16 protein-coding genes and 1 pseudogene are annotated in these 17,135 nt (G+C 39.1%); 12 read left to right on the forward strand and 5 right to left on the reverse strand.

Translation table 11 applies throughout. From position 1 onward, the window contains the following. The first annotated feature begins 456 nt into the window (after nt 1-456). From FTT92_RS15965 to FTT92_RS15985, 5 genes are all read left to right on the forward strand, one after another. Nucleotides 457-1,680 (forward strand): lipase family protein, encoded by a 1,224-nt coding sequence (locus tag FTT92_RS15965; RefSeq protein WP_180172607.1) that lies wholly within the window; start codon nt 457-459, stop codon nt 1,678-1,680. Nucleotides 1,681-1,836: 156 nt separating this feature from the next. Continuing rightward, nucleotides 1,837-3,090 carry a serine hydroxymethyltransferase gene (gene glyA / locus FTT92_RS15970; protein WP_180035998.1) on the forward strand — a complete coding sequence of 418 codons (1,254 nt, stop codon included), beginning with the start codon at nt 1,837-1,839 and terminating at the stop codon, nt 3,088-3,090. 160 nt (nt 3,091-3,250) lie between these two features. Continuing rightward, on the forward strand, nt 3,251-3,655 hold the full coding sequence (rnk, locus tag FTT92_RS15975) for a nucleoside diphosphate kinase regulator (protein ID WP_180172608.1): 405 nt from the start codon (nt 3,251-3,253) through the stop codon (nt 3,653-3,655). A gap of 247 nt (nt 3,656-3,902) precedes the next feature. Then, a complete protein-coding gene (locus FTT92_RS15980) occupies nt 3,903-4,865 on the forward strand; it encodes a TauD/TfdA family dioxygenase (RefSeq protein ID WP_180172609.1) in 963 nt (320 codons plus the stop codon). Nucleotides 4,866-4,982: 117 nt separating this feature from the next. Then, nucleotides 4,983-5,687, forward strand: a complete 705-nt coding sequence (locus tag FTT92_RS15985) for a Crp/Fnr family transcriptional regulator (RefSeq protein WP_180172610.1) — start codon at nt 4,983-4,985, stop codon at nt 5,685-5,687. A 62-nt stretch (nt 5,688-5,749) separates the two neighbouring features. Here the strand turns inward: FTT92_RS15985 and FTT92_RS15990 are convergent, their stop codons facing one another. Then, nucleotides 5,750-6,238, reverse strand: coding sequence for a TIGR00645 family protein (locus FTT92_RS15990; protein ID WP_078189122.1), 489 nt, complete (start codon nt 6,236-6,238; stop codon nt 5,750-5,752). 327 nt (nt 6,239-6,565) lie between these two features. On the opposite strand from FTT92_RS15990, the gene FTT92_RS15995 reads away from it, so the two are divergent. From FTT92_RS15995 to FTT92_RS16005, 3 genes are read left to right on the forward strand one after another with little or no spacing between them, the layout of a single operon-like run. Then, the gene (locus tag FTT92_RS15995; protein WP_078192897.1) at nt 6,566-7,357 is read left to right on the forward strand and encodes a tellurium resistance protein; all 792 of its coding nucleotides are present in this window, start codon (nt 6,566-6,568) and stop codon (nt 7,355-7,357) included. A 16-nt stretch (nt 7,358-7,373) separates the two neighbouring features. Beyond that, nucleotides 7,374-8,504: a toxic anion resistance protein gene (locus FTT92_RS16000; RefSeq protein ID WP_180172611.1), complete on the forward strand. Its 1,131-nt coding sequence runs from the start codon at nt 7,374-7,376 to the stop codon at nt 8,502-8,504. A gap of 41 nt (nt 8,505-8,545) precedes the next feature. Beyond that, the gene (locus tag FTT92_RS16005; protein ID WP_180172619.1) at nt 8,546-9,466 is read left to right on the forward strand and encodes a hypothetical protein; all 921 of its coding nucleotides are present in this window, start codon (nt 8,546-8,548) and stop codon (nt 9,464-9,466) included. Between the two features lie 85 nt (nt 9,467-9,551). Here FTT92_RS16005 and FTT92_RS16010 read toward each other — a convergent pair whose 3' ends face one another. Beyond that, a complete protein-coding gene (locus FTT92_RS16010) occupies nt 9,552-10,160 on the reverse strand; it encodes a DsbA family protein (RefSeq protein ID WP_180172612.1) in 609 nt (202 codons plus the stop codon). 433 nt (nt 10,161-10,593) lie between these two features. On the opposite strand from FTT92_RS16010, the gene ahpF reads away from it, so the two are divergent. Beyond that, entirely contained in the window at nt 10,594-12,159 is a 1,566-nt protein-coding gene (gene ahpF / locus FTT92_RS16015) for an alkyl hydroperoxide reductase subunit F (RefSeq protein ID WP_180172613.1), read from the forward strand. Nucleotides 12,160-12,441: 282 nt separating this feature from the next. Here ahpF and FTT92_RS16020 read toward each other — a convergent pair whose 3' ends face one another. The 3 genes from FTT92_RS16020 to FTT92_RS16030 form a co-directional block, all read right to left on the reverse strand. Next, nucleotides 12,442-12,696: a YfhL family 4Fe-4S dicluster ferredoxin gene (locus tag FTT92_RS16020; RefSeq protein ID WP_180086104.1), complete on the reverse strand. Its 255-nt coding sequence runs from the start codon at nt 12,694-12,696 to the stop codon at nt 12,442-12,444. Nucleotides 12,697-12,705: 9 nt separating this feature from the next. Continuing rightward, complete coding sequence (gene yegQ, locus FTT92_RS16025; protein ID WP_180172614.1) at nt 12,706-14,100, reverse strand: tRNA 5-hydroxyuridine modification protein YegQ; 1,395 nt, start codon at nt 14,098-14,100, stop codon at nt 12,706-12,708. 80 nt (nt 14,101-14,180) lie between these two features. Next, complete coding sequence (locus FTT92_RS16030) at nt 14,181-14,597, reverse strand: Cd(II)/Pb(II)-responsive transcriptional regulator (protein WP_180172615.1); 417 nt, start codon at nt 14,595-14,597, stop codon at nt 14,181-14,183. Between the two features lie 76 nt (nt 14,598-14,673). Here FTT92_RS16030 and FTT92_RS16035 point away from each other — a divergent pair, with 76 nt between their 5' ends. From FTT92_RS16035 to FTT92_RS16045, 3 genes and pseudogenes are all read left to right on the forward strand, one after another. Next, nucleotides 14,674-15,309, forward strand: coding sequence for a cation transporter (locus tag FTT92_RS16035; RefSeq protein WP_180172616.1), 636 nt, complete (start codon nt 14,674-14,676; stop codon nt 15,307-15,309). A 301-nt stretch (nt 15,310-15,610) separates the two neighbouring features. Next, complete coding sequence (locus tag FTT92_RS16040) at nt 15,611-16,174, forward strand: TetR/AcrR family transcriptional regulator (RefSeq protein WP_180172617.1); 564 nt, start codon at nt 15,611-15,613, stop codon at nt 16,172-16,174. Between the two features lie 689 nt (nt 16,175-16,863). Continuing rightward, nucleotides 16,864-17,135: pseudogene (locus FTT92_RS16045) on the forward strand (phage late control D family protein); the annotation flags it as partial.

Below are 17,135 nucleotides of genomic sequence, written 5' to 3' on the forward strand. Positions count from 1 at the left end.
CTAAACCATCTTCTAAATCGACTTATTTTAAAGGCTTTTGTCCATCGTGATATCCAAAAAAGTCGCTAAGTGGATTAAGCACTAGAGTATGTTCACGATCAATGGCATGGTGGTTTTTCGGCTTTACTTTTGTGCATATGTTTGTGTAGTTGGCAGGGGGTACAGCATTTTTGTTGATTTTACATTTTGCTTTAACCTCCGAACAATAGCCCAATCTGTATCCAATGATCAGAAATATAAGTTCAGCCATTTTTCTGAGATCGGGGTGGCTGATGTATTTGAATGCTATTAATACATATCGAGCTAAAATAAAGTTTTAGTTCTATATTAATTTGATAAATTAAAATAAGAGTAGTTGCTTAAAAATTAGGCTTGAACAAAAGTTTGTTCCATGTATTTAATGATTCATATTCAATGAAAAATTGACTTAAAAACAACAAACAAAAGGATCATGGAATGAAAATGCTGCGTTTAACGGTTTTAGTCAGCAGTGCGCTATTTTTAGCAGCCTGCGGTAATGATAGTAATGACCAACAATTTAGTAATCCTGAAACAAATGCTGATCTCAATCAGATCAAAAATCCGGTGGTAACTACAACAGCCTATAGTCAAGACAATATGCCTGCTGTGAGTGCAGACAGCCGATTGATGACCTATAAAATGCTAGGAGTAGATGGCAAAGTTGTTCAAGCCACAGCCTTAGTCTTTACCCCAAAAACAGTTGCTCCGGCAGGTGGTTGGAAAATTGTGGCTTGGGCACATGGAACGACCGGTGTGGCGGATAAATGCGCTCCGAGCCGACAAGGTTTGCAAGGCACTGAATATTTATTGCAAATGTTATTGGCAAAGGGTTATGTCGTTGTGGCACCCGATTATGAGGGATTAGGGGAACCTAGTGGACGTGAAAACCATCCTTATCTGAATCTAAAAAGTGAAGCCTTTTCGATTACCGATGCCGTTGTCGCAGCTCGAAGTTACTTAACCAGTCAAGGTAAAATGGTGTCGAAGGATTGGCTTTCGATCGGGCATTCTCAAGGTGGTCAGGCCGTGTTAGGTGCAGCTGAATATGCATCACGTGCTGACTTAAATTATAAGGGAACGATTGCCATAGCACCTGCAAATAATCTTGCGCTCATTCTTGACGCAGGCGAGAAGTTAGCTGTAGGTAAACCTGCAACCGTGCAAAGTATGATTTATGCACCTTTAGACAGTTTTACTGCGCAGATCATTGCGGGTATGCAAGGGCATAAAAACAGTGTGGATTATTCAAAAGTATTTAGTGGACATCTGGCTGTGATTGCACCTCAGGCTGAAACAGTGTGTTCAGGCGAGTTAACTACGCTAATTCAAGATGACATGCTCAGTTATGTGAGTCAGAACACGACTTTGGATAACTATGGCCGCACGCAGTCTGATTTCTTAACTTTAAAGCCAATCCAAAACTTTATGAGTGAAGGTTCACAGCCTTTAACGACAGCGGTGAAAACGCCGATCATCATTTATCAAGGTAAAGCCGATCAGACCATTCCAGCAGATGCGACTAAATTTATGATTAGCCTTGCTAAGCCGGGAACATCAATTGACTATCGTGAGCAAGCGACAGCGGATCATCTTACTATTTATACCGATAATCTGGCAAATTTTGTGCAAGATGTAGAGACTCTCATGCCAAATCAATAAGTTGATTTGACTTAAATAATGCTCGTGCAGATTCAACACGGGCATTATTTATTTAAAAACAGCACAAACTTCCCTCTCTCATTTCTAAAACTTCATGCTACAATACGCGCCAATCTTAGCACGGCTTAAAAGCCCTAATTTAATAGGACCTCGCTAATGTTTGCCAACACCTCTATTGCTCAATTTGACCCTGAATTAGCTCAAGCGATCTCGAATGAAGATGCTCGCCAAGAAGCGCACATTGAGTTAATCGCTTCAGAAAACTACTGTTCACCTGCAGTAATGGAAGCTCAAGGTTCAAAACTTACTAACAAATATGCAGAAGGCTACCCTGGTAAACGCTACTACGGCGGTTGCGAGTATGTAGACGTGATCGAACAATTGGCCATTGACCGTGCTAAAGAATTGTTTGGTGCTGATTATGCAAACGTTCAACCACACGCTGGTTCACAAGCAAACTCTGCAGTTTACCTTGCGCTACTTAACCCAGGCGATACAGTTTTAGGTATGAGCTTGGCTCACGGTGGTCACTTGACTCACGGTGCTAAAGTTAGTTTCTCTGGTAAAACTTACAACGCAATTCAATACGGTTTGAACCCAGAAACTGGCGAAATCGACTATGAAGAAGTTGAACGTTTAGCTGAAGAACACAAGCCAAAAATGATCGTGGCTGGTTTCTCTGCGTATAGCCAAGTTGTTGATTGGCAACGTTTCCGAGATATCGCGGACAAAGTTGGTGCTTACTTATTCGTAGATATGGCTCACGTAGCTGGTCTAGTTGCTGCTGGTGTTTACCCAAGCCCAGTACAAATTGCTGACGTAACTACAACGACTACACATAAAACACTTCGTGGTCCACGTTCTGGTTTAATCCTTGCGAAAGCAAATGAAGAAATCGAGAAAAAATTACAATCAGCTGTATTCCCTGGTAATCAAGGTGGTCCTTTAGTTCACGCTGTAGCGGCTAAAGCGATCTGCTTCAAAGAAGCAATGGCGCCTGAATATAAAGCTTACCAACAACAAGTTGTTAAGAATGCGCAAGCAATGGCTGAAGTTCTAATCGAACGTGGTTATGATGTTGTTTCTGGCGGTACTAAGAACCATTTGTTCTTATTATCTTTAATTAAACAAGACATTACTGGTAAAGATGCCGATGCTTGGTTAGGTGCTGCTCACATTACTGTGAACAAAAACTCAGTACCAAACGATCCACGTTCTCCATTCGTGACTTCTGGTATCCGTATCGGTACTCCTGCTGTAACAACACGTGGTTTTGGTGAAGCTGAAGTACGTGACCTTGCAGGCTGGATCGCTGACGTTCTAGACAGCAAAGGTGACGAAGCTGTGATTGCTACAGTGAAAGAAAAAGTTGCTGCTGTTTGCGCTAAATTCCCAGTTTACGCAAAATAAGTCTGACTTGAGAAAGCCCCCTCAAGGGGGCTTTTTTTATGTCATCAGAAAAATTCAAAAGTTATCTAAACATTTATATTTCTGTTATAACGGAATAAGAGATAACAAAAAATTTGCCCATCGCTATAGATCTGTTGGCAAGGTCGCAAAGGAACTTTATATGAAAAAACCCAATATTACTCTTTCAGAACAAGATTTACATCGTTTAGAAACCATGTTGGAGCATCAGTCTAAGCTGACGCCGACGATGGAGCATTTGGAAGATGAGATGGCGCGCGCTGAAGTGGTTGCTCCACAAGATGTCCCTGCCAATGTGGTGAGTATGAATGCCAAAGTTCTCATTAACATTGCACCTGCGACAGAAGCAACCGAAATTACACTGGTCTATCCACATGATTTTCGTGGCGATAAAGGTCAAGTCAATGTTTTGGCTCCAGTGGGCGCTGCCATTTTAGGTTTGGCTGAAGGGCAGGAAATAGAATGGCCGCAGCCTGATGGTCATACCATGAAAGTCAAAATCATTAAAGTGCTCTATCAACCTGAGCGTGAAGGGAATTATCTATAATTCCGCTGTGATATACAGATATAATCCGCACACAAAGCCATCGATACCGATGGCTTTTTTATTTTTTCTTTATTGCATTTTTAGATATGAAATGGGCAAATGTTGTTAAGCAGATTTTATTACAACCATAGCAGTTTAACTTGGGAAAACTGTCAAAGAATTGACAGAGTCATGGGCACGAAGTCGGCACACTGTATTTCAACAACACCATCGTTACTTAATAATTTGAAGAATAAGGTAGAGCCCTATGACACAATTAGAATCGAATCATTACAATCCAGACTATCAATATCAGCATATTGAAGTAAAACCTGTAACCGGTCGTATTGGTGCTGAAATTTCTGGCATTCAGTTGTCTGGAAATTTAGACAAAAGCGTGGTTGATGAATTTAATCATGCAATATTAAAATATAAAGTTGTATTTGTGCGTGGACAGCAAGATCTCACAGATCTAGAACAAGAAGCCTTTGCACGACTTTTAGGTAATCCGTTGAATCACCCAAGTGTGCCACTCAAAGATGGTACAGCACATACTTTGTCAATTGACTCACGTGGTGGGCGTGCAGACTCGTGGCATACCGATATTACGTTTTTGCCCAATTATCCTAAAGCCACAATTTTAAGAAATGTAGTTGCACCTGAACATGGTGGCGATACGGTTTGGGCCAATACCGTGACCGCTTATGAAGATTTAAGTCCTGAGCTGCAAAAGTTGGCGGAACAATTACGCGCGGTGCATAGCAACAGTTATGACTATGCAACACCGAAAGGTCAGTACAATGAAGAAGGTCGCCACTTATTCCGTACAGCGGTAGAAGTAGAAACCGAGCATCCTTTGGTGCGTGTACATCCTGAAACAGGTGAAAAAAGTTTGGTTTTGGGTCACTTCTTTAAACGCTTCATTGGATATAGTCCGGCACAGTCACGACGCCTATTTGAACTGTTTCAAGAGCAAATCGTGCAATGGGAAAATATTGTGCGTTGGCGCTGGGCGGTTGGTGATGTTGCGATTTGGGACAATCGTGCGACGCAGCACCGTGCCATTAATGACTATGGGGACGCGCTTCGTATCGCATCACGTGTCACTATCGAAGGCGATGTGCCTGTCGATGTAAATGGTCAACCGAGTACCGTGCTGAAAAATATTCAAAACACCGACATTTCAAACTTGCGTTCTGAAGCAGGCCGTATTTATGAGAAAGCATCTTAAGTATGAGTGCGTCATTTAAAACAGCATAAAAACAGATAAATAATGCGAAAAACAATGGTTTTACATTTTTCAGCACTTGCCTAAGATCAATGAGATCTTAGGCATTTTTTTATAGACGTGAGCGATCAAAAGAACACCGCCCAACAGCATTTGTTGCAAATTTTGCGTAATGAAGACATCTTTCAGGGCTTTAGCGATCAGACTTTAGAACAGCTTGTGCAACAGGTGAAATATTCACGTTTTCATGCACAGCAGCACATCTTAAAACAAAAACAAATCGTGCAAGATATTTATATTTTGCTTTCAGGTACGCTACAAATTGGTTGGTTGCAAAATAATGGTGAATTGATTGTAAATGACTATATCAGTCGCCAGTCGGTATTTAATTTTGTCGCACTCTTACAACAAAAGCCTTTGAATTATGATTATTTTGCTGCGACACACGTCGAGGTGGCAATCATTTCTGGAACAACGTTTTTAGCCGTTTTACAGCGTGATCCACAGGCGCTTTGGAATGTCGTGCAATCTCTCAGTCGACGCATGTATTTGATGTTTAAGCATAATCGTTATTTGCGAACGGCAACGCTAGAGCAGCGTATTGCTAGACATTTGATTCGACTTTATGAGCAATATGGCTGTCGGCAGGAAATTCCCCTGAAACTCAGTCAGCAGGAATTTGCAGAGTCATTTAATATTTCACGCCAAACATTGAATAAACATCTACAACAATTTGTTCAAACACAGGTGATCGCGTGGAATTATGGACAAATCGTGATCTTGGATCTTGAACGTTTAAGGCGAATGAGTGAACTTGATGAATAACTAGATTTAAAATTTGACGAGAAGCCATAATCGCAAATGGCTTCATTGGACTTGTTTTTAGATTAGTGCTTACTGATTTTATCCAAATAACCCATCATAAAAGCAGAAAAAACAAAGGTTAAATGCATGATGATGTACCACATGATTTTGTCATTGGGGATGTTTTTCGCATCCATAAAAATACGCAATAAATGAATCGAAGAAATTGCCACGATTGACGCTGCAACTTTGAGTTTTAATGAATTGGCATCCATGGTGCCAAGCCAGTTCAAGCGATTGGTCGATTCATTAATTTTTAATTGCGAAACAAAGTTTTCATAGCCTGAAAACATCACCATCACAATCAGTCCGCCCACCATAGTCATATCGACCAAAGAGAGAATGACTAAAATCAGGTCAGCTTCTGAATATTCTAAAATATGCGGAAGGACATGAATGACTTCTTGGAAAAATTTAATCGCGAGCAGTAGCAGTGCAAAGGATAAACCAAAGTACACGGGAGCCAGAATCCAACGTGCTGCATACATTGTGTTATGGAAAAAACGTTCCATTTAAGCCTCTAAATTTATTGATCTAATATTTGGTTCTAAAGTATATGGATTAAATTTTACGATAATTTTGAGAACAATTCATGTAGAGTCAGTTGTTTAATTTAAATCTAGATTGAATCTTTGGGTATCTTAAGCTTGAATTCATCTGTGTAGGTCATCATATCTATTCAAAGGATGCTGTATGGCTGCTTTGGCGGATCTATAGGCAACGGTTGAATTTGATGGCGAAATTTGACTGATGAAATAGATGTATTTTTTGCAAAATACTACAAGACTTTTATGGCAAAACTTGTAGTATAAAAATGATTTTATTGAGTTTAATTGGCTATGTCACAAATTGATGTATTGGTGCCGTTAAAGGATATTACGGTAGATCGGGCGGAAGTGCTTTCGATTAAGCGGAATGACCTTGTGCCATTACTGACCGATCAATATCGTCTAAATCATTATGCAGATCAATTAATTCAAGCACAGTCGGTGCTGCTAGACGGTGTTGACCCTCAATTGACGAAACAACTTAGTCAAACTATTGAACAGTTGATTCAAGCTCTAGCCAATTCAAAAAAATATTTAAAAACACGCAAATTTAATGCTTTGCAAAAATGGTTAGGCATTGATTTGGAGTATGGCTCAGGACAAGTTGAATATTATAAAAATCTAGATCAATTACTTGATCGGGCAAATCATCTGAGCCAAAAGTTACAGTTAGAAATTCAAAAGTCTCAAGCACGTTTTAATCAATTGCAGGGTTTACGTGAGCAAATGGCGCGTTATATCGTCGCGGCTGAAGAGTTTTTGGTGGAATACCCACAGTTTGTGAAAAATCAGCATCCGCTTGACAACTTTGCAGAACGTTTATCGAAAAAGGTGAATACGTTGCAAACCTTACAAGCCAGTAATGATATTGCAATTACGCAAATGCAGCTTTCTCAGCAGCTTTCTTTTGAATTATTAGATCGATATAAGGAAGCTCAGCAGGTGTTGATTCCAGCATGGCAATATCATGTGAAACAAAGTCGTCAAAGTAACTCGACAAGTTCATTGGAAAAGCTTGATAATAGCCGTGAAAATTTGATTAAAACTTTAAAAAAATCATTAGAGAATTCCTCTAAGTCTTAGAAATATAAGGTGAGTTATGACCGATTTAGATGCCAAAAATTTACCCGTTGAAGTAAGCAAAGAATTGACTGAAGAAAAATTTCAGCAACTCAATTTGCAGGAAATTGGCTTACAAACTTCCGATTTTCACGAAGTCGAAGCTGCACGTAAGGAATTGGCAGATTTAAGTCATAATAGTGTTGCTGAATATGGTAAAAACATTGCCACCAAGACGTCGACCTATACCGATGAATTATTAAATTTGGTGCAAAATAAAGATCTAGATGCGACAGGTCAAAAGCTCAATCAGGTGGTACAAGTCGCACAGCAGCTAAATACCACGAGCATTTTAAATAAATCTAAAAGCTCAGGATTTTTTGGTGGTTTGCTGAATAAATTTAAAGGTGCTAAGCAAAGTTTTGATCAGCACTTTAATACCACCAAAGAGCAAATTGATGCGTTGGTCAAAGAAATTGAAACTTCGCAAAATGGCTTAAAAACGCGTGTAAATACCTTAGATAAAATGTTTGAAGGCGTGCAAGACGAATATAAACAATTAGGGGTGTATATCGCCGCAGGTAAGTTGAAAGAACAGGAAATCCAACAGGAAATTGCAAGCTTAACCACTCAAGTTCAAGATCAAACCACTACGCAAAAAATCTATGACCTCAATCATTTGGCAAATAATCTTGAAAAACGTGTGAGTGATTTACAGATCTTGCAACAGTCTGCGATGCAGACCTTGCCGATGATTCGCATTATTCAATCCAACAATTTGATGTTGGTCGATAAGTTTTATGCAATTAAAAACATCACATTACCTGCGTGGAAAAACCAAATTAGTTTGGCGATTTCATTGCAGGAACAAAAGAACAGCGTGCAATTGGCAAATAGCATTGATGATGCGACCAATGACCTGTTAAAACGCAATGCAGATTTATTGCATCAAAACTCTGTCGATACAGCAAAAGCCAATCAGCGTTCAGTGATTGATATTGAAACACTTGAACATGTGCAAAATACCCTCATTAAAACCGTTAATGATGTGATTCAAATTCAGAAAGAAGGTGTACAAAAGCGTGAAGAAGCGACGACACGTATTCGTGCCTTACAAAACAATTTGAATCATTTGGTGATTGAATCGAGTGGTTCAAACCCTTCTTCATAAACGGTGAGGGAGGTGAAAATATAATCTGAAGGAGTATGTCTTTGCCTCCCATTGATGAATATGCGCTAAATCCGCAGCAACTGGAAACAGGGCTTCAAACCATTAAGAAGCGTCAGCGCAATTTGACGTTATTGACCTTTACCAGTGTTTCTGTGCTGATCGTTTCAGCTGTGATGTTGTTTATTCAGCATGATATGGTTTATAGCTTTTTTGGCCTAAGTTCTAGCGTACAGCAACTGCATATTCCCGTCAGTGCAGGTGATTTGACATATCAACTTGGTGAGTCCTCCGACTATTTTTTAAACTTTTTATCCTTTATTGGTTGGTTATTTCTCAAACTCATCGTTTCATTTATTGGCGCATTTTTCTTGGTTGGATTTCTAAGGAAATTTCAATTTTTTAGAATTCGCTTCCAATCATTTGTATTGAAATTTGTCGGCTGGATTTTATCGTTTATTGTGCTTTGGTCAGGCTTAACCTATGTGCAATATGACCTTAATCATGATGATCGTGCAGCAGATCAAAAATTGGTACATTATGAAAAAAATATTCAGGAAAGCCAGCTGGCTTTCGAAATGGAAGATGCACAATTGGCAAAACCCGTGCAAGCCTATTTACTTGCACAAGCTGCTTTGATGCATAAGCCTGTAGATCGTGCGACAGCAATTCCTTTGGTGCAATCCTTAATCAATACCGAGCAACAAAATCCAGCAAAATTCCGTGAATACGGTTTTCAGCCTGAACAGCTCTGGGCGATGCAAAATCAGCTATTTGATAAAACTATGACACCGATGGCGCAAAGCGTGAAAAAACAAGTTCAGCAAGCCAATGTAGTAGAAGTTGTTGTACGTTGGGTGTTGATCGTCGTGATAGTACTCACGTTGATTTTGAGCTTAATTTTGTATTTGCTTTCTCAGCATTTCAAATCACGGATTAATCGAATTGAGCAGGGACTTCATTAATAGGCCTATTTTCTTTTTACATCATTGCACTGCTCAGAATAAAAATCCGCATCACATTGTATGGGGATTTTTGATCTTGGGTAGATTAACTTGCGCGATGAAACAGTTGTCGAAGTTCCTGTGTAGAAAAAGTCTGATCATTCACTTCGCCATCCACAAGGTAAAAAGGAATGGGGTGCTGTCCCTTTGATTTTACATACTGTGTAATTTCATGCTGGCGGTCTGCAATATCTTTATGTTGAATTGAGCGCAGTACTTTCGAGCCATCTAAACCAATGCCTTCAATAATGCTTTTTAAAACGTGAATTTCAGCAATATTTTGACCGTGTGCAAATAATGCATGGAATAGGGCTTGAGTCAGGGCATATTGATCCAGAATATTGTCCAAGGCCAATATAGCTTGATGAGCCAGTTGACTGTTTGGCATACGTTTCATGTACTCAATATTGACAATCACATCTTCGCTATAAGCGGCAAATTTTGTCATTTCGAGTTTTCGCTTTGCTGCACTTGCGCCATATTTATTGGTTAAATACTGCAGCACATCTAAGCCTTGTTCAGGAATTTCAGGAACGCGTTGAATCGGCAATAGCTCTACACGGGTTGCTGTATGTTCATTCCAGTTTTGTTTTAACTTTTGAAATGTGACATAACTCATGGGATAAACAATATCAAAGACAAATTCAATTTTCATTATTCTGCTCACTGTTGATTTTATACTTGTAGATCGATGGCTGATTGATACAAGGGATTGATTGCGGCTTTATTGATAGAACTCATAAGCAGTCAAATCATCTGATATTTCATTTGATTTAAAGCCGACTTGCTGAAATTAAACTTAAAGCTTTATAAGGGTTTTGTAATTGATCAGGTCGTGCGTATGTCTTGCATAGGCTTGGTGTAATTTCAATAAAAAAGAAAAAAATGAGGAATTTGTCACGATATATGTGTGCGAAATAAATTATTTTAATGTTAATATATTCTCATATATTTATGATTTAGAAAGAAATTTAACTATTTGATTTGTAAAACCGATTAATTTTATAAAAACAAACCGTTTCACCTATTTAATGGTTTGTTCTATCATTCTCTCATCAAATAAATTTACTCCTTTGGAGACGTTAGCAATGTTAGATCAAAATACTTCTGCTCAATTAAAAACCTTACTTGAACGCCTTGAAGGCCCGATTGAAATCGTCGCGACTTTAAACGGCACGGACAAATCAGACAAAATTAAAGAATTGGTAACTGAAGTTGCTGCTTTATCTGATTTAGTGACTGCACGTTTTGACGGTAACAACAGCCGTGCTCCAAGCTTTGGTATTGCAAAAGCAGGTGAAACTCCACGCGTATTCTTCGCAGGTCTACCGATGGGCCACGAATTCACATCTTTGATTCTAGCTTTGCTACAAACTTCAGGTTATGCACCGAAAGTTTCTGACGAAGTACTGAACACTATCAAAGGTCTAGGTCTTAAAACTAACTTTGATGTGTTTGTATCTTTAAGCTGCCATAACTGTCCTGACGTGGTTCAAGCCTTGAACCTGATTGCGATCTATAACCCAGGTACAACTGCAACCATGATTGATGGTGCATTCTTCCAAGACGAAGTTGAAGAACGCAAAATCATGGCTGTACCAATGGTATTCCAAGACGGTGAGCACATTGGTCAAGGTCGTATGACCTTGGAAGAAATCATTGCCAAATTAGACACCAACTCTGCCACAAAAGATGCTGAAAAGTTAAATGCCAAAGAAGCCTTTGATGTCCTTGTGATTGGTGGTGGCCCTGCAGGTAATACTTCTGCAATCTATGCAGCACGTAAAGGTATCAAAACAGGTATCGTGGCTGAACGCATGGGCGGTCAGGTTATGGATACCATGGACATTGAAAACTACACGTCGATTCAAAAGACACAAGGTCCTAAGTTTGCTGCTGAAATGGAAGCACATGTCCGTGAGTACGGTGTGGACATTATGAACTTGCAACGTGTATCTGACATCAAAGGTGCTGACCAAACAGCTAATGGCTTAGTTGAAGTGACTTTAGAGAATGGTGCAAAACTTGAATCTAAAACAGTGATTCTTTCAACAGGTGCACGCTGGAGAGAAATGAACGTTCCGGGTGAACAAGAATACCGTACTCGTGGTGTTGCATACTGTCCACACTGTGACGGTCCATTGTTTAAAGGTAAACGTGTTGCAGTGATCGGTGGTGGTAACTCAGGTGTCGAAGCGGCGATTGACCTTGCAGGTATTGTAGAACATGTAACACTTGTTGAGTTTGATACTAAACTTCGTGCTGACCAAGTGCTTCAAGACAAGTTAAACAGCTTACCGAATACCACTGTAATCATGAATGCATTGTCTACAGAAGTGGTCGGTGATGGTTCACAAGTGACTGCACTAAACTACAAAGATCGTGCAACAGATGAAATCAAAACGATAGAATTGGCTGGTATCTTCGTACAAATCGGTTTGTTACCAAACACTGATTTCTTAAAAGAAACAGCAGTTGAACTTTCAAAACGTGGTGAGATCGTAATTAACGAGCGCAACGAAACCAATGTGAAAGGTGTATTTGCTGCCGGTGACTGTACAACAGTACCTTACAAACAAATCATCATTGCGACAGGTGAAGGCGCGAAAGCATCATTATCTGCTTTTGATTACATCATCCGTTCGGGTCAATAAAAGAAAGGCCAGTGTGTTTCGAGAAACACACTGGCCGCGCTGAATGTTGTCATTAGAATATTATTTTTCTTAATATTCTCGTTTTATAGGAACTTTGGACGCTAACACCGGAGTTCCTTTTTTTTTTCTGCAAAATTAGGATTCAAAAATGTCCCCACACATTTTGAACCCTATTCGTTGCCCAGCTATTTTTGTTTTACAACCTTATTTTTATACTTTCCCCAAGGTTGTTTCTCTATATAAAGTGGATTAAGCAAGTCTTACGCCAATCACACCATGCATTTAAGATTTAAATAAATTCAAACCCTTAAACTTCTCCAATAAATCAGTTTGGCTTTCGATATGCTCCGGATGCGGAATAATGCACTCAATCGGACAAACTGAAACGCAAGTTTGGTGCGCATAGAAACCGACACATTCAGTACAACGTGCGACATCAATTTCATAAATCTTTGAGCCTTCATAAATGGCATCATTGGGACATTCAGGTAGACACATGTCACAATTGATGCATTTATCTGTAATCAACAAAGCCATAAAGCGAACTCAAGCCTGATACGCTAAAGACGAAGCCGAAATATCTACGGTCGAATTGGGTAAGTTACGAATCAGTAAGGCATAGCGCATATCGACATCGGCAGGCACAGGAATATCCACGATATGACCTGAACCTTTGGCATCGTCAATTAGATTACCTTTTTTATCTTTCATTTCAGTTAAAACGAAGGTGATGTTGCCTGAAGTGGTCATCAGTTCTAAAGAATCACCTACAACAAAACGGTTTTTCACTTCGATTTTAAGAGAGTCGCCATTGCGTTCTAAAACTTCACCTACAAACTGTTGATGATCAAAACGTGAAGAGCCGGTTTCATAGTTCTGATATTCACTATGAACATGGCGGCGTAGAAAACCTTCGGTATAACCACGGTTCGCAAGACCTTCAAGCTGAGACATGAGAGCAGGGTCAAACGGTTTACCAGAAAGGGCATCATCGATGGCTTTACGATAAATTTGAGCGGTACGCGCACAGTAGAAGTAAGACTTGGTACGGCCTTCAATTTTTAAAGAATGAATGCCCATTTTGGTTAAACGGTCTACATGCTGTACAGCACGCAAGTCTTTTGAGTTCATGAAATAAGTGCCATGTTCATCTTCTTCGGCAGCAAACATGTCTTCTTCATTGCGTTGTAATAAAACCGGCTCGCCGAATTGGTGTTGTTCTAGGGCGTGTTGCTCATCGGCATTTTTATTATTGCAGCATGATGATTCTTCAATTTGTGTGACTGGAATAACATCACCAGTTTCATCTTCAACTGCATCGTGAATTTTATAATCCCAACGGCATGCATTGGTACATGCACCTTGGTTTGCATCACGTTTATTCATATAGCCAGAAAGTAAGCAACGACCGGAGTAAGCCATACATAATGCACCATGTACGAAAACTTCAATTTCCATATCAGGTACATTGTGTTTAATTTCTTCAATTTCTTCGATTGATAATTCACGTGACAAAATGACACGTGTCAGTCCCATATTTTTCCAAAATTTAACCGTTGCCCAGTTCACCGCATTGGCTTGTACAGACAAATGAATGGACACTTCTGGAAAATTTTCACGCACCATCATGATCAGACCAGGGTCAGACATGATCAGTGCATCAGGATTCATGGCAACCACAGGTTCAAGGTCACGGATGAAATTTTTCAGTTTTGAGTTATGCGGTTGGATGTTTACCACCACATAAAACTTTTTACCTAAGGCATGAGCTTCTTCAATGCCAATTTTTAAATTGTCATGATCGAAAGCATTGTTGCGCACACGTAAGCTATATCGCGGCTGACCTGCATACACGGCATCTGCGCCATAAGCAAAAGCGTAGCGCATGTTTTTCAATGAGCCAGCAGGTGAGAGGAGTTCGGTTACGTGTTGAATCGTCATGTCAATAAAGGCATAAAAAATTTATGGCTTTATTGTAGTGATCTAAAAAAAGGATTCAACCAAGTATTTTAGTTGGGTTTTCAAGATATTCCGTTTTCCAAATGTTTTAAAATTTGGCAATCATTGATTTGGCTGGTTTCATTACAACTGGCACGGAGCGTACTTAACTGTATTTTAAAATTTTCTAATTCTTTAATTTTTTCAGAAACTTGACGAATGTGATTATCAATTAATTCATTCACGGCATGACAGCTTTGTGTAGGTGATTGCTCAAGTTCAAGCAGGGTTTGAATCTCGGTGAGAGAAATATCGAGGTTTCGACAGCGCTTAATAAAAACCAAACGTTTGTACATTTCTTCATCATAATAGCGATAATTGTTGTCTGCGCGGAAGCTAGGTTTCAGCAGTTTTTTCTTTTCATAAAAGCGAATACTGTCAACGCTTACCCCAGATATGGTGGACAATTCTTTAATCAAATAATGTTTTTGTACGTTCATGCTTGACCTTGGAGTGAGTCCATAGTTTTGAATAAGAATAATACAAATCCATTGATTTTTAAATTGGAGCACATTTATGGCATGTACATGTAGTCATGAGCCAGCACCAAGCAAAACCAACAGTAAATTTCGTATCGCGCTTTGGATCGCCTTAATCATTAACGCCATGATGTTTTTGGTGGAACTGATTGGCGGGGCTTATGCACATTCTTCTGCGCTTTGGGCGGACTCGTTAGATTTCTTTGGTGATGCTGTTAATTATGGGGTTTCATTAGCCGTGCTTGGCGCCAGCATATATTGGCGTGCAACAGTTGCCTTGGTTAAAGGTTTTGTTATGGCAGCGTTTGGTATCGTGGTGATTGCCAAAGTGCTCTATGCCTATGCCAATGGGATCGCTCCTGAACCGATCACCATGGGTGTGATTGGTATTTTGGCCTTAGTCGCTAATGTCATTTGTGCATATGTTTTATATGCCTTCCGAGAAGGTGACTCCAATATGCAATCCGTTTGGCTATGTAGCCGTAATGATGCCATTGGTAATGTCGCAGTGATCTTGGCTGCAGTCGGGGTATTTGGTATAGGTAGTCTATGGCCAGATTTGATCGTGGCTGTAATCATGGCGATCTTAGGTTTAACGGGCGGTTATCAGGTAATTCGAAAAGCACTGCAAGAGCGTAAGCAAAAAGATATTCTGAGTACCCCTTGCTCTTAAATTATTCCTCTTAAATTCACCGTTAATGGCATTCATTTCAGCAAGGTTTTAAACGCAGATAAGTGGTCGTTAAGTCGCTAGTTGAAATAAAATTAGCAGTCAGTTTTATACTAAAATTCCCTGACTGCTAATTTGATAAATCTTCTGAAATCAGACTGTATTTAATGGGAGGCTGAGCTTTTATCTACAGACTCCAATTAAGTTATGCTTTACAATAGCGCGCGAAAATCATGTTTAAAAATTAGGTTTTCTACCTTAAAAGCTTTATGTTTAGGCCCCATTGGTGCATCAGGTAAATTAAATGTCGAAAAAGCAAGACATCATTAACGTTGCGCTCCAACTCTTCAATTCTTATAGCTATAACTCGATTGGTATAGATCGAATTATTGGGGAATCGGGCGTTGCTAAAATGACGTTTTATAAATATTTCCCCTCTAAAGCCAAATTAATTGAAGAATGTCTCGTGATTCGAAATCTTAATTTACAGGAATCACTTGAAGCTGCTATTGCAAAATGTGATCCAGAAGACCATCTTTCGCATATTAAAACCATTTTTGCTTGGTACGATGCTTGGTTTCATACCGCCGATTTCAATGGTTGTATGTTTCAAAAAGCAGTAGAAGAAATATCTAAAGTTTATCCGTCTTCATTGCAACCTGCGATCGACTATAAAGAGTGGCTTAAATCAAAACTAAGTACTGCCTTACAAAATCTGGGCATTCAGCAAACTGAACAACTTGCTGCATTTCTGAGTAGTATTTTGGATGGCATGACCATTCAAGCCCAAATTGACCCCAACCAAGTGCATTTAGCAGATTATTGGAAGCGAGTTGAAACCTTAATTCGTTTGGAATTGGCCGCTTAAAATTTGCTTGTAGGCATCTGGGTTTTAAATCTAGAGACGACATATTTGTATTGATTAACAATCAATTTTTTTCACATAACTTAAGATTCTAAGAAAATAAAAAGCGCGATTATTTGGGGTAATCGCGCTTTGCTGACAATTGTGCGTTCAAATCATTCACTTTGTTAGCTTAAGTCAATGATTTGATTTTCGAACGTTTTATACGTTTTCTCTCATTTATATTTTTACCCTCTGAATGTTAAATTCATTCGGTTTTTGCAGCAAAATAGACAGACTTGTCTGTTTTTTTTGAATTATAGGGGATCTTAGGTGAATTACAAGACAGGAAAGAAAGGGTTGTGTGTTTTTTAATCTAGCTTAAGTTTAAATTAATCTACTATTTTTAAAGATAATATTAAAAATTTGATCATTAAGCTCGATGTAAATTAGATGATAAAACTATTTTTACACTTGTGTGAATGACGTTGCTTGTTGGATGCAAGTGCATGGTCTAAAACCATTTTGTGAATATTTTATATGCAATAAGTATTTAGTGAGTGGGTTCTCAGCTTTTTATTTTTAAGTGAATTTTTGAATCGTGGATTTACATATCGAAACATCTTCTATGGTTTTAAGCATTAAGTTTATTGATGAATTTGACTAAACTAGCAGCAAAATTATTTCCATGATTACAATTTAGAATTTTTATTATGTTAGGCAAAATATTTGCTGTATTAGAACAATTGGGTCTATCCGCCCAAAAACGCGCTATTCATGTGCAATTTTCCAATCCTGCTTTGAACGCAGAGATTTTTATTCAACGTATTGATGGGGAGCATGTCTTAAACCAAGGCGTGCAAGCGACTTTGATTTGCCTATCTACTAATGCACTTATTCCACTAAAACAATTTATTGGCGTACAAGTCGCCGTTGATCAAGTGACCGATCAGGGCGAACTCTTCCGTACCACGGGTATTATTAC

The sequence above is a fragment of the Acinetobacter sp. YH12023 genome (assembly GCF_013420135.1).
GTDB lineage: Bacteria > Pseudomonadota > Gammaproteobacteria > Pseudomonadales > Moraxellaceae > Acinetobacter > Acinetobacter amyesii.

Excerpts from the sequence above, each read along its gene's own strand:
- FTT92_RS16000 (WP_180172611.1), top strand. The coding sequence starts at position 7,374 with ATGACCGATTTAGATGCCAAAAATTTACCCGTTGAAGTAAGCAAAGAA.
- FTT92_RS15990 (WP_078189122.1), bottom strand. The coding sequence starts at position 6,238 with ATGGAACGTTTTTTCCATAACACAATGTATGCAGCACGTTGGATTCTG.
- FTT92_RS15965 (WP_180172607.1), top strand. The coding sequence starts at position 457 with ATGAAAATGCTGCGTTTAACGGTTTTAGTCAGCAGTGCGCTATTTTTA.
- FTT92_RS15995 (WP_078192897.1), top strand. The coding sequence starts at position 6,566 with ATGTCACAAATTGATGTATTGGTGCCGTTAAAGGATATTACGGTAGAT.
- ahpF (WP_180172613.1), top strand. The coding sequence starts at position 10,594 with ATGTTAGATCAAAATACTTCTGCTCAATTAAAAACCTTACTTGAACGC.
- FTT92_RS16035 (WP_180172616.1), top strand. The coding sequence starts at position 14,674 with ATGGCATGTACATGTAGTCATGAGCCAGCACCAAGCAAAACCAACAGT.
- FTT92_RS15980 (WP_180172609.1), top strand. The coding sequence starts at position 3,903 with ATGACACAATTAGAATCGAATCATTACAATCCAGACTATCAATATCAG.
- FTT92_RS16030 (WP_180172615.1), bottom strand. The coding sequence starts at position 14,597 with ATGAACGTACAAAAACATTATTTGATTAAAGAATTGTCCACCATATCT.
- FTT92_RS16010 (WP_180172612.1), bottom strand. The coding sequence starts at position 10,160 with ATGAAAATTGAATTTGTCTTTGATATTGTTTATCCCATGAGTTATGTC.
- yegQ (WP_180172614.1), bottom strand. The coding sequence starts at position 14,100 with ATGACGATTCAACACGTAACCGAACTCCTCTCACCTGCTGGCTCATTG.
- FTT92_RS16040 (WP_180172617.1), top strand. The coding sequence starts at position 15,611 with ATGTCGAAAAAGCAAGACATCATTAACGTTGCGCTCCAACTCTTCAAT.
- glyA (WP_180035998.1), top strand. The coding sequence starts at position 1,837 with ATGTTTGCCAACACCTCTATTGCTCAATTTGACCCTGAATTAGCTCAA.
- rnk (WP_180172608.1), top strand. The coding sequence starts at position 3,251 with ATGAAAAAACCCAATATTACTCTTTCAGAACAAGATTTACATCGTTTA.
- FTT92_RS16020 (WP_180086104.1), bottom strand. The coding sequence starts at position 12,696 with ATGGCTTTGTTGATTACAGATAAATGCATCAATTGTGACATGTGTCTA.